Origin of the sequence: Halalkalibacter sp. APA_J-10(15), from assembly GCF_023017105.1 — a bacterium.
In the GTDB taxonomy this organism is placed as follows: Bacteria; Bacillota; Bacilli; order Bacillales; family Bacillaceae_D; genus Halalkalibacter.
In genome coordinates, this window is sequence record NZ_JALKEV010000007.1 from 40,589 (window position 1) to 53,422 (window position 12,834).

Consider the following 12,834-nt stretch of genomic DNA (forward strand, 5'->3'; position numbering starts at 1 on the left):
TATGATAGAAAGAGAGGTGGGGACAAGAATGGAAGATTATAAAGCTGATGTTTTTATTAATGAGTTAGAGCAGCACCAAAATGAAAATGATGTGGAAAGAATGAAGCGATTTTTCAAAGACTCTGATCCTCATACATTATGCTTGGGATTACACATGAAAACCGTGTTTCAAACGGCTAAACGTTTTATTAAGATGCCGTTGTCAGAAATTGAAAAGCTTCTTGAGAGTCCTTATTATGAAGTGAGAATGGGTGCTGTTAGCATTATGGATTTCCAAGCGAAGCAGAGAAAGCTCTCGCAGGACACGAGAAAAGCATTATTTGACCTGTATATTCACAGGCATGATCGCATTAACAACTGGGATTTTGTTGATCGCAGTGCACCTTCAGTGATTGGGAAGTACTTATTAGATCGTCCTAGAGATATTCTCTATCGTCTTGCTCGTTCTAATAATAAGTGGGAGCGAAGAACAGCGATTGTTAGTACGTATGCCTTTATTAAACAAGATGAGTTAGATGACACGTTTCGGATTGCGGAACTATTAATTGCTGATGAAGAAGAACTTATTCAGAAGGCTGTTGGAAGCTGGATTCGAGAAGCTGGTAAACGAAATAATGAGAAGCTAAAAGCCTTTCTTGATCAGTATGCTCATAAGATGTCGAGAATGACCTTGCGTATGGCAGTTGAGAAATTTGATAATGAAACAAAGCAATATTATTTATCCATTCTAGGATGAATAGTCTAATTTTTTCTCATACCATTTCTGATAGAAATAAATGAAAGGGACATTAACGAGAATTAAAAGAAATAGACCGAAATGATTAATCGTGTTTAATTCGTAAAGCCCAATTTTTTCAAACACAAAGGGACTGATAACAAATGCTTGAAAGGTATCAATAAAGAGATTTACTCCAAAGAAAAGCCATGGGTTTGGATACGTAAAATAGAACACTATGATTGTTATAACGGGTAAAAATCCATAAGAAAAGGAAGCAATCGAAGTTAAAAATGGAACGTTGTTTGTTATCTCCCACCAATTGTATATTTCTGCCATCTGAAATATAATAGAGTTTAATATAAACGTAAAAAAAGCAACTGATACAAATTGTCTGACTCTCGTTGAATTTAAGGGGATGAGTAAAGGCCAAGGTGCAAGAATTAAAAACCAAGAAAAGAGTGTGACCATTGTGTGTTCCTCCAGCAAGAGATTTATTTTTTTAGTATGGTTATACGTTGTCTTATTATACGCATTAAATTGCTACAGTATACAGATGTAATAAATATTTGATGAAATATGATGAAGGATGTTTTGTAGAGTATTAATGTGAATTTAAAACATCGTTAATAGAAAATGAAGGGAAGAGGTGAGACAATGTATGATAAGGAAAAGCATTACAAGGAATTGACGATTCTAAAAACGATAGCGGAGACGTTAAACCAAAATACCAATATGCAGGAAATGCTACAAACGACGCTTGAAAAGCTATTAGATTTGACGAGCTTAAAAACAGGCTGGATCTTTCTTATTGATGATGAGCCGGATTATGAGCACGTAGCAGATCATAACCTTCCGCAAGCCTTGGCGCAGGAAGATAAAGAGGTTATGCGTTGTGGTGTTTGTTTATGCTTAGGGCTATATTGGGCTGGAGGTTTAAATTCAGCTGTTAATATGATTGAATGTGAAAGACTACACAATGCGAAGAAATATTCTTGGGGAGATACGGGTAATTTGACGCACCATGCTACGATTCCGTTAACCGTTCGTGGGGAGCGGCTTGGACTTCTAAATGTCGGCTCACCGGGAAAGGAAAGCTTTAATGAGGAGGAATTAACGTTTTTGGAATCGGTTGCTTATCAAATTGGGACGGCTATTGAACGAACGAGATTAATCGAACAAAAAGAGAAGCAAGCTGTCGATAAAATTGCGCAGTACATCGTTAATTATTATGCAAATGCCAATCACGTCACTCGTTATATATGGAAGATCAATGATATGAATAAATTGCTCTTGGCGGTCGTGAGAGAGGTTGCTCAATCTTTTCATTGGCCGACAGTAGCCATTGTGTTAAAAGAGGGAAATCAAAAATTCGTTAAATCGATTTACTCTAATGGAAAAAGCGAGTTGAGCCATATTCCGATACCGCATCATCACGATATGATACATCGTGTCTTTTTTGAGCACACCTATTGCATAAGTGATGAACAGAATGAGCATTTACCGCAATTACCTTCAAATCAGTTTACCGTGGCGATTCCCCTAAAGGTTCATGAGATTCACATGAATGTTGAACCGATTGGTGCCCTTTATTTAGGACGAGAAACAGAAACATTTAGAGGGTTAGAAATGGAAATTCTGGAGGTGCTGACGGATCATATTTCATTAGCGATGGAGAAAATCCGCCTCTATAATGAGTGGCAAGGATGGCTGATTGCAGAGGAACGAAATCGTCTTGCTCGTGATTTACATGATTCCGTCAATCAAAAACTTTTCTCGCTCTCTCTCATGGCAGGAGGATTGAAGGAATTGATGAAAGAAAGTAGTCCTGAAATAGCTGATGTATCACATGATATCGGTCAACTTGCACAAGAATCATTGAATGAAATGCGCTCACTCATTTTGCAAATGCGCTCTCAAGGTGAAGTGAAAGGGATCCTTGGAGCACTGCAAGATTATGCTGAACAAATAGGTATTTATTTAACCATTTATATGAAAAAAACTGTCCCGCTACCAGTAGAAATTGAAAAAGCATTTTGGCGAATTGGTCAAGAGGCTTTAAATAATGTGAAAAAGCATGCTGAGACGAATCGCGCCTGGATTCGAATTGAAAAGGATTCCAATGAGATACGAATGAAAATATCCGATCAAGGTCGTGGGTTCGTACCAGAACGGCTAGAGAAGTGTACTCAGTCAATCGGGATTTCGAGTATGAGAGAAAGAGCTGCTGAGATTAACGGGCTGTTAACGATAAGTAGTGAGGAAGGAAGTGGGACGATTATAATCGTTTCTGTCCCTATTTCATCTCAGAAGGGGAGAGGAGAATATGAAAATTAATGTATTGCTAGTTGACGATCACCTTGTCGTACTCAAAGGATTAACGTTTTTCCTTCAGACTCAGCCGGAATTGAATATTGTCGGTCAAGCGAAAAATGGCAAGGAAGCGCTTGAGAAGATAGAAGAGCTGAATCCAGACGTAGTCTTAATGGATTTGATCATGCCAGAAATGGATGGTATTGAAGCAACAAAACGAATTATGGCAAACCACCCGCACATTAAGGTGATCATGTTAACGAGCTTTTCAGATAAAGACTCCGTTCTACCAGCTATAAAGGCGGGAGCGATTGGATATCAGTTGAAAGATGTTGAACCGAGTGTGCTAATAGATACGATTACAGCTGCGATGGCGGGAAATAAGACTCTTCATCCGCAAGTGACTAACCAATTAATCAATCAAATGACAGCAGATGACAATAAAAACGTCTCGATGTTAACAACACGGGAAAAAGATGTGCTTGAACAAATTACATTAGGACGTAGCAATAAAGAGATTGCTTCCGTTCTACACATAACAGAAAAGACAGTGAAAACCCATATTACACATATTTTTGCGAAAATGGAGGTTCAAGATCGGACACAGGCAGCAATGTATGCGCTGAAACATGGCTGGTTCAAGTAAATAATTGATCTCAGACAAAGGTCGTATAGGAAGGTCTTACAAAGATGTAAGGCTTTTTTTGTATGGAGATTTCAACCATATGACGGGCGTCTTCAAGGACAAAAATGAGTAAGCTGAATGTAGTTAAAACATAAGGAGGAATGAACAATGAATACCGTTTTATTTGTAAAAGCGAATGACCGTCCGATGGAAAGCTCAGTCAGCGTGAAAATGTATGAGCAATTTTTACTGAGCTATAAAGAGTCGCATCCCAATGATACGATCACTGAAATTGACTTGTATGAAGTGCCCCTACCTTATTTAGGGAACAAGGTTATTGATGCTGGTAATAAAGCAGCGAAAGGGCTGACTATGACGACAGAAGAACGAACGTTACATCGGTTTGTCTCAAGTAAATTGGAACAATTTATTTCGGCTGATAAGATTGTGTTTGCCTTTCCGCTTTGGAACTTAAGTGCTCCTGCTGTCCTTCATTCCTATCTCGACTATATGCATCATCCGGGAAAGACATTTTCCTATTCAGAGGAAGGGGCTACTGGATTACTGACAGATAAGAAAGTAGCTTTACTCAATGCAAGAGGGGGCATATATGCAGAGGATGATCGTTTTGAAATGGCAGTAAACTTCGTAAAAAACCATTTATCCTTTTTTGGAATTACAGATATTACGACATGTGTCATTGAGGGACATCATGAGTTTCCACACAATGGGGAGAGGATTATACGTGAAGGGCTTCAGCAAGTGGAAGAAATAGCAGGTCAATTTTAACGTTAAATATAGAGTGGAGGGGAAAGCGTATGAGAAGCATGGATCATCAGGAAGAATGGGCGATTAACGCCCAAGGACTCGTTAAAACATTTGGCCAAACTCGTGCCGTAAATGGTGTGGATCTTCAAGTGAAAAAAGGAACCATTTATGGAGTGCTTGGTCCAAATGGCGCGGGGAAAACAACAACAGTTCGTATGCTAGCAACATTATTGAAGCCTGACGGAGGTCGGGCGGAAGTGATGGGACATGACCTAGTCAAGGAGGCTGTTGACGTACGAAGTAAGGTGAGCTTGACAGGCCAATTTGCCTCAGTCGATGAGGAGTTATCAGGATTAGAAAACTTGATTCTGATTGCTCGGTTAATTGGTTATAGTTGGAGGGAGGCAAAAGCAAGGGCGAAGGAGCTGCTTAAGGCGTATAACCTAGAGGAGGCGGCACTACGCCAAGTCGGGAAATATTCAGGAGGAATGCGTCGTCGCATCGATATTGCAGCGAGTACGATCATTTCTCCAGACGTCTTATTCCTCGATGAACCGACAACCGGTCTTGATCCACGAAGTAGAAATCAAGTGTGGGAGGTCGTCAAATTGCTGGCAGATGCGGGGACGACTGTGTTGCTGACAACTCAATACTTGGAGGAAGCGGATCAATTAGCAGACCGGATTGCTGTGATTGAGGATGGTAAAGTCATTGCAGAAGGAACGAGCAGTGAATTAAAAGCATCAGTAGGAGCAGGAGTGTTCTCTATAAGGCTTGTTCATTCAGAGGATCGAACACGTGCTGAACGTTTGCTTGCGACTAAATTAAATGCAAAAGTCCAGCAACCAACTGATGCAAAGCAATTATCCATACACCTATTAAACAGTGGAGAAGCTTCAGAAGTGTTGGAGATTTTGGAAGCTGAAGGGATTGAGCTTGCTGATTTCTCATTCGGGCAACCAAGTCTTGATGAAGTATTTTTGACTCTTACAGGAAAACAGAATGACAAGAGCAAAGAAGAGGTTTCATAATGAAAACATCCACTTTACAAGATCGACAGTTACAAACGGCTATCTCAAAACGCCAGCGCCCAAAGCGCCCAAGTGCTATTTCAGCAACAGTAACATTTGCCTGGAGGGCACTACTTAAAATCAAGTATGTACCTGAGCAGCTCTTTGATATTACAGGTTTTCCGATTATTTATTTGCTTATGTTCACGTATTTGTTTGGAGGAGCGATTTCCGGTTCGACTGAGCAATATTTACAATTCCTTTTGCCTGGCATACTTGTTTTAACAGTTGTTATGATTACGATGTATACGGGAGTAGATTTAAATAAAGATGTCTCAAAAGGGATATTCGACCGGTTTCGTTCATTGCCAATTTGGAATCCGTCCGTTCTAACAGGAGCGTTAGTCATCGATATTCTTCGTTATAGTGTCGCCTCGATTGTCATCATGACTCTCGGCTTCATACTTGGTTTTAGACCAGAAGGGGGCTTATTAGGAGTCGTGTTAGCCATCTTCGTCCTGCTCTTCTTTGCCTTTAGTCTTTCTTGGATTTGGACGACGCTCGGGTTGGTTATGAGAACGGAGAAGGCACTAATGAATTTCAGCGTGATGATTTTGTTCCCTGGAACGTTTATAAGTAATGTCTTTGTTGATCCAGAGACGATGCCCACATTCCTGCAAATTATTGTAGAGGTGAATCCCGTTTCGATTGTCGTGACCGCTGTCCGCGCTCTAATGGAAGGAAGCGCCACATGGAACGATATCATTTGGGCATTGATTGCCTCGGGAATCATCATAGTCATCTTCGCCCCACTGACAATGTTTTTTTATCGGAATAAAAAATAATTTAGATAAATTGTAATAGGTCTTTTCTTATAAGTCGAGTTCGACTTTTTGGAAGAGGCCTTTTTAAATTTTCCACCATTTCGGGATAGAACAATCTGAATATATATTTTGGTTCGACTCGTCCATGTTTATAATTTTACAATACGAATGGTTAAGGTGGTAAATAAATATTGACAAAAATAGGTGAATATGAAATATTATACATACCGGACGACCGGTATGTAGGAGGGGTGAAATGACTCGAAAATATAAATCCGAGGAAACGAAGGGAAAGATTATTGCCATTTCAACTAAGCTATTTATTGAAAGAGGTTTTGAAAAAACAAGTATAAGAGATATATGTGAAGCAATTGGAATGTCTAAGGGGGCGATCTATCATCATTTTAAGTCTAAGGCGGAAATCATTGAGGCCGTTAAAGAAAATAAATATAGCAATGTCGAACAAACAGTAAATGATTGGATCAATGAAATCGATGCACAATCAGCAAAAGAAAAATTAACAGGCCTCTTAGAAAAGGACTTAAAAGACCAAGAAGCACACTCTCTTGATGAAGCTTTAAGTACACAAATAAAAAGTAGTGATTTTATTGTCTCCATGATGAAGGATTCTGTGAACAAAAGTGCGCCTATTTTTGCAAAAATTATAGAGGAAGGAAACCGAGATGGGTCAATAACAACTGATTACCCATATGAGTGTTCGGAAGTATTCTTTTTATTATTAAATGTTTGGTGTGACCCTCAAATTATGGAGTGCAATGAGGAGCAATTACATCGTCGATTGACATTTTTGCAATTAATGATGAAACGAATGGGAGTAGATATTATGAGCGATTCAATGGTCCAAGACACTGAGAAGTTTCTGAAGAATTTGTATTCAGGTGGTGGGGAAGCTTGAGTCACCAAGCGGCTATAAAAGTCGAAAACTTGACTAAAGCGTTTAATGGTAAGGAAATCATCAAATCTTGTAATATGTTTGTTAAAGAAAAGTCTATTTATGGCTTCTTAGGTGCAAATGGGGCAGGGAAAACAACTGTTTTCAAAATAATAACAGGGCTTCTTTCACCTACGACGGGCAAGATTGAAGTTTGCGGGATGGAAGGTAGCAAACAGAGAGAGGACATATTAAGGAACATAGGGAGTATGATTGAAACACCTGTATTTTATGAACATTTATCAGCTGAATCAAATTTACGCATTCATCTTTCCTATATGGGTATTCAAGAGGATGATAAGAGCAAACGTATAATGATAGTAGGGTCAATTTGTTTGGGACTGGGGATCTTGGCACTGCTTAGTGGTATTTTTCAATTAATCACTGTTTAGTTAAAAGTACCTTTGTACCGTTAAATCAGTTATACTGTTTAAAAAAGGAAATTGGAGGGAGAAGATGATTACAATTGATGATTTTAACAAGCTTGATATGAGAATTGGAACAGTAGTAAGAGCTGAGCCTTTTCCAGAGGCGCGTAAGCCTGCAATCAAATTAGAAATTGACTTTGGAGAGGGAGGTATTAAACAGTCATCAGCTCAGATTACGAGAAGGTACGAGCCAGAACAGCTAGTTGGGCGACAAGTCGTCGCTGTCGTAAATTTTCCTCCTATGCGGATTGCTGGGTATAAATCGGAGGTGCTAGTTGTTGGAGGTGTGCCTGAGGATGGAGATGTCGTTCTTCTTCGTCCAGATGAAGCTGTTAAGAACGGTACACCCATTTCATAAAGGAATAATCGGTCAAGAAAAGGTGTCTCAGAAGAGAAAGTCTGAGGCACTTTTTCTGTTGTAAAGACCAAGCACCAAATATTGACACTACCAAATTTTATGCTATAATTTAATGAAAATCGTAATCATTATTATTTAATTGGTGAAAAGAGGGATGTGATGAAACAGGAAGTTGAATTCATTAAATTAAACCCAACACAAAATATGACGATTCTAGTAAAAACGAATCACCCAAGAGAGTTACATCCTCGTATTGCTACTAAATTGATGTCATATGATAGCGTATACGCTGAACAAGTAGGATTTATCGAACAAGCAACTACTAAAGAAGCTGCTGCTCATTTGAATATGGCAGGTGGTGAATTTTGTGGAAATGCATGTATGGCATTGGCCTCGTTGATTGCATCAACGAAACTAGTAGATGAGCAAGATTTGACAGAAATCGTTTTAAACGCGTCTGGTACAAAAGAATTAATAAGATGTAACGTAATAAAAACTACAGACCATTACGATTGCCAAGTGACAATGCCATCTCCTGAAATAATAGAACAAAAAGCGATTGAATATGATGGAGAGCATACAGAGATCGTGATAGTAAGATATGACGAATTTATACATATTGTCATGGAAATAAATGAATGTAATGAATCTATGAAAAAAAAGGCTGAATCATTAGCTAGGTTGCTAGGGGTAGCAGGAGGGGCAAAGGTTATTGGCATTTTGCTCTACCAAGCAACAACTAATGAAATGAGTCCACTGATTTATGTGCCTCATATAGACAGCATGATATGGGAAAGGGGGTGTGGATCAGGGACAGCCTCAATAGGTGCTTACCTTGCTTGGAAAACAAAGAGAGCAGTTCAAGTGCAGGTTAAGCAGCCAGGTGGAACGATGAAAGTGCTGGCAACGGTTGATAACGAGAAGATCACGAGACTTAGCATTGAAGGTTCAGTTGGAATAGTAGCAGAAGGTAAGGCCTTTATTGATTTGTAACATCATAATTTATTAGGGGTGAGAATCATGAATGCCATTGGACGAATTCAAGATGATTTGAAGCCATTCAGGGAGAAATTTGGTGAATATGCAAGTCTGTATGACCGTACTTTACTTAATAGTTCAGAATTAGAGCTTTTAATGGATGCTTATTCTTCGTTTGTCATCGATGAAGACCACAAGAAAAGATGGGAACAGCTAGAACAGCAGGAATGGAGTGAGCTAGATCCCCTAGTTGCTGAATTAAGAGAGAACTCAGCTAGTTGTGTGGCTGTACTAGAGAAATACCGAGCATTAAGGCTATTAGATGGTGGAGAGGTTGATATAGCCGATTATTTTAAAAATATTGAATCGTGTATTGAAAAAGAATTTGGTCATTTTCATGTGACAGCTGATTCAAAAGTATTGTTAGTTGGGTCAGGGGCGTTTCCTATGACTCCACTTCTCATTGCAAAAAAGACGGGGGCAGAGGTTGTTGGAATTGATATCGATGAGGAAGCCATTGATCTCGGTAGAAGAGTAATTGATAAGCTTGGTCATGATTTATGTATTCGTTTAGAAAATACCTTCGTTGAAAACCTTGATTGTACAAAAGAGTTAACTCATATCATCTTCAGCTCAACTGTGGCAAGCAAATACGATATATTGGAGCAATTGTATGATTTAACGGCTGAACATGTCGTTGTTGCGATGAGGTTTGGTAATCAATTGAAGTCGATTTTCAATTATCCTTTACAAGAAGTTAACACGAGCAAGTGGAGAATGGTTGAACAAATTTTGCGACCGACGCAAGTATTTGATATTGCCTTATACCAAAGGGTTAATCAATCAATCATTTGATATGTAAGGAAGGAGACCATTATGATGAAGCGAGTTTTACTATTAGGAACAGGTCCTACCTCGGTTCAACTAGCAGTTATATTAAAAAAATATGCTCATTGCGACGAAGTTGGAATTGTTGGGAGAACTTCTGTCCGTTCTGAAGGTTTTTTTTCAGCTCTTGAGAGAAACGAAAATCGTCTTCAGGCTCATATACAAAATCAAAAAGACGAGAGCATGCAAGGTGAATGTTCAATTGATCAAGTATTTTGTGGGTATGAAACGATTAAAGGTACATGGGATACACTTATTCTTTCTGTCACGACAGATGCATATATGGACGTATTACAGCAGATAGATACTGGAATAATAAGGGACGTTACATGCATCATTTTAATTTCTCCAACCTTTGGGTCGAACTTTTTAGTGAAGAGCTTTTTCCATCGTTTGCATTTAAATGTAGAGGTAATTAGTTTTTCTACATATGTTGGAGATACCCGCTGGTTGACGAATAATCCATCTAATCAAGTATTAACAACAGCGTTAAAGAAGAAGGTTTTTATCGGTTCAACGTCTACCTCGTCGGAAACGATTGATCGTTTAGATCGCTTATTTCAGCAGCTAGGGATTACGTTAGAGAAGATGAGGGCACCAATTGAGGCGGAAACACGAAATATTTCTTTGTATGTTCACCCGCCATTGTTTATGAACCCATTTTCGCTAAAGGCTATTTTTGGAGAAAGCGTTGTAACGAAATATGTGTATAAACTGTTTCCTGAAGGGCCGATCACACAAAATTTAATTCGGGATTTGCGCACTCATTGGCAAGAAATTATGAATATCTTAAACAAAATTGGAATAGAAGAAATAAACCTCCTTAAATTTATGATCGACGACAACTATCCGGTAAGAGCAGAAAGCATATCAAGACATGATATTGAGAGCTTCCAACAATTGAATGATATACATCAGGAATATTTATTGTACATACGGTATAGCGCGTTATTAATTGATCCGTTTTCCAAACCAAATAAAGAGGGAAAGTATTTTGATTTTTCCGCTGTTCCGATTCGCCAAATGTTTGTTAATCGAGAAGGGGAACTAGACATTCCAAGAATGCCAAAGGAGGATTACTATCGAATTAAGATCATACAAGGAATTGCAAAATATTTAGGTTTAAGTAGTCCAACCATCGATAAGTTCGTTGATACGTATGAGAGAAAAATAAAAGAAGTGACGAAGGCCCATAGTCAGAAGCGGTTGTCGAATGCATTTGTTGTTCAAAGGTTTCATGATGATGTGCAAATGATTTGCGAAGAAATAGATCAGTATACGAATTAAATCGTAATGATTTTGATTTAATAAAATGATAGTTTAAATGAAAAGGGGAGATCGTACGTGTTAGTAAAGAGATTAAAGGTAACTATTTTTATTGTCATGATGGTTTCGGTGTTCGTTGCATGCTCTGAGACATCAGAAAATACGAGTGGAGAGGAAAAGGAACAAGAACAGGAATTAGTTTATGCAGCAGCTAATGATATTAACGACTTGAATCCACATTTATATGCAGGTTCGATGCCTGCGCAAGGAAAGATCTTTGAATCATTAGTTGAAAATACGGAAGAGGGGATTAAACCATTGCTTGCTGAGTCATGGGATATTTCTGATGATGGAACCGTGTATACGTTCTATTTAAGAGAGGATGTGACGTTCCACGATGGGGAGCCATTTAATGCTGAGGCTGTTAAACAAAACATTGAAGCGATCCAGGAAAATGCCGAGACCCATGCTTGGATTCAATTATCGACAAAGATCGTACAATGCGATGTGTTAGACGAATATACGATTGAAATAACGTTATCAGAAGCCTATTATCCGACTCTTGTAGAATTATCGATGACAAGACCTTATATCTTTACTTCGCCTAATGACTTTATTGATGGTGGGACGAAGGATGGTGTAGATGGCTACAATGGGACAGGACCATATATGCTATCTGAGTATAAAACAGATGAGTATGCCATTTTTGAGGCGAATGAGAATTATTGGGGAGGTACACCTCATATTCAGACGATTACCTCACAAGTTCTACCAGCAGGTGAGACAACCTTTTTAGCGTTACAAAAAGGCGAGGTTAATTTTGTTTTTACAGATGATCGTGGTGCAGACAGTATTGATGTAGAAGCAATGGAGCAATTAGTAGCATCAGGTGATTATCAGATTACTAGAAGTAAACCGATGAATACGAAAATGATTGTCGCTAATAGTAGTAGAGTTGATAATCCTGTTAATGAATCGGCTGTTCGTGAAGCGATTTGGTATTCGATTGATCGAGAAACCATTGCAAAGGATATTTTTAGCGATACGGAAACGGTAGCTCATACATTGTTTTCCTCTAATATTCATTACGCAGATGTCGAGCTGAAAGAGCGGGGCTACGATGTTGAAAGAGCAAAAGAAATTCTAGAGGAAGCAGGTTGGTTATTGGAAGGTAACGCTGAAGTTAGAACGAAGGATGGACAGGAATTAGCGATGCTACTGTATTACGATGTCAATTCACCTTCGCAAAAAACACAAGCTGAATTTATTCAGAGTACGCTAAAGGACGTAGGCGTTCAATTAGACATTTTTGGTGAAGAATCAACGTCTATTGCAAACAGACGAACAACAGGTGATTATGACTTATTATTCAATCAAACATGGGGATTAGCGTATGATCCACAAAGTACGATATCTGCTTTTAAATCGGAAACAGCGTATATGCACACGACAAGTGGGATTGAGCAAGTGGATGAGCTATACGAGAAGATTGATGAAGTAATGGTCACGATGGATGAGGAGGAGAGAAGTGATTTATATGCGGACATTTTGACGATTGTTCATGAAGAAGCCGTCTTTATCCCGATTTCAAATGGAAGCATGACAGTCGTTGCACCGAATGAGTTAACAGATATTTCATTTAGACAAACACAATTTGAGCTGCCTTTTGAGCAAATGAGGTTTGAGTGATTGATGAAAAGGAGAATTTA

14 protein-coding genes are annotated in these 12,834 nt (G+C 38.8%); 13 read left to right on the top strand and 1 reads right to left on the bottom strand.

Annotation, left to right across the window (positions count from 1 at the left end):
* Positions 1-28 precede the first annotated feature (28 nt).
* Positions 29-736: a DNA alkylation repair protein gene (locus tag MW695_RS09945; RefSeq protein WP_247105157.1), complete on the top strand. Its 708-nt coding sequence runs from the start codon at positions 29-31 to the stop codon at positions 734-736.
* Here the strand turns inward: MW695_RS09945 and MW695_RS09950 are convergent.
* Entirely contained in the window at positions 728-1,186 is a 459-nt protein-coding gene (locus MW695_RS09950; RefSeq protein WP_247105158.1) for a hypothetical protein, read from the bottom strand. The genes MW695_RS09945 and MW695_RS09950 overlap by 9 nt on opposite strands.
* A gap of 186 nt (positions 1,187-1,372) precedes the next feature.
* Between MW695_RS09950 and MW695_RS09955 the strand changes: the two genes are divergently transcribed.
* The 12 genes from MW695_RS09955 to cntA all read left to right on the top strand — a co-directional run bounded on the left by MW695_RS09955 (position 1,373) and on the right by cntA (position 12,814).
* Positions 1,373-3,052, top strand: coding sequence for a sensor histidine kinase (locus MW695_RS09955; RefSeq protein ID WP_247105159.1), 1,680 nt, complete (start codon positions 1,373-1,375; stop codon positions 3,050-3,052).
* A complete protein-coding gene (locus MW695_RS09960; protein ID WP_247105160.1) occupies positions 3,042-3,674 on the top strand; it encodes a response regulator in 633 nt (210 codons plus the stop codon). The genes MW695_RS09955 and MW695_RS09960 overlap by 11 nt, the downstream gene beginning before the upstream one ends.
* Before the next feature lie 147 nt (positions 3,675-3,821).
* Positions 3,822-4,442 carry an FMN-dependent NADH-azoreductase gene (locus MW695_RS09965; protein WP_247105161.1) on the top strand — a complete coding sequence of 207 codons (621 nt, stop codon included), beginning with the start codon at positions 3,822-3,824 and terminating at the stop codon, positions 4,440-4,442.
* Between the two features lie 29 nt (positions 4,443-4,471).
* Positions 4,472-5,452 (top strand): ATP-binding cassette domain-containing protein, encoded by a 981-nt coding sequence (locus MW695_RS09970; protein ID WP_247105162.1) that lies wholly within the window; start codon positions 4,472-4,474, stop codon positions 5,450-5,452.
* Positions 5,452-6,276: an ABC transporter permease gene (locus MW695_RS09975; RefSeq protein WP_247105163.1), complete on the top strand. Its 825-nt coding sequence runs from the start codon at positions 5,452-5,454 to the stop codon at positions 6,274-6,276. Before MW695_RS09970 ends, MW695_RS09975 begins: the two co-directional genes overlap by 1 nt.
* Before the next feature lie 235 nt (positions 6,277-6,511).
* Positions 6,512-7,171: a TetR/AcrR family transcriptional regulator gene (locus tag MW695_RS09980; RefSeq protein WP_247105164.1), complete on the top strand. Its 660-nt coding sequence runs from the start codon at positions 6,512-6,514 to the stop codon at positions 7,169-7,171.
* Positions 7,168-7,599 carry an ATP-binding cassette domain-containing protein gene (locus MW695_RS09985; protein WP_247105165.1) on the top strand — a complete coding sequence of 144 codons (432 nt, stop codon included), beginning with the start codon at positions 7,168-7,170 and terminating at the stop codon, positions 7,597-7,599. Before MW695_RS09980 ends, MW695_RS09985 begins: the two co-directional genes overlap by 4 nt.
* Positions 7,600-7,663: 64 nt before the next feature.
* Positions 7,664-7,993, top strand: coding sequence for a chaperone CsaA (gene csaA, locus MW695_RS09990; RefSeq protein ID WP_247105166.1), 330 nt, complete (start codon positions 7,664-7,666; stop codon positions 7,991-7,993).
* 159 nt (positions 7,994-8,152) lie between these two features.
* The gene (locus tag MW695_RS09995) at positions 8,153-8,986 is read left to right on the top strand and encodes a histidine racemase CntK family protein (RefSeq protein ID WP_247105167.1); all 834 of its coding nucleotides are present in this window, start codon (positions 8,153-8,155) and stop codon (positions 8,984-8,986) included.
* A gap of 27 nt (positions 8,987-9,013) precedes the next feature.
* Positions 9,014-9,826, top strand: coding sequence for a nicotianamine synthase family protein (locus tag MW695_RS10000; protein ID WP_247105168.1), 813 nt, complete (start codon positions 9,014-9,016; stop codon positions 9,824-9,826).
* Between the two features lie 24 nt (positions 9,827-9,850).
* Complete coding sequence (locus tag MW695_RS10005; RefSeq protein ID WP_483299852.1) at positions 9,851-11,146, top strand: opine metallophore biosynthesis dehydrogenase; 1,296 nt, start codon at positions 9,851-9,853, stop codon at positions 11,144-11,146.
* A gap of 57 nt (positions 11,147-11,203) precedes the next feature.
* A complete protein-coding gene (cntA, locus tag MW695_RS10010; protein ID WP_483299853.1) occupies positions 11,204-12,814 on the top strand; it encodes a staphylopine-dependent metal ABC transporter substrate-binding lipoprotein in 1,611 nt (536 codons plus the stop codon).
* The last annotated feature ends 20 nt before the right edge of the window (positions 12,815-12,834 follow it).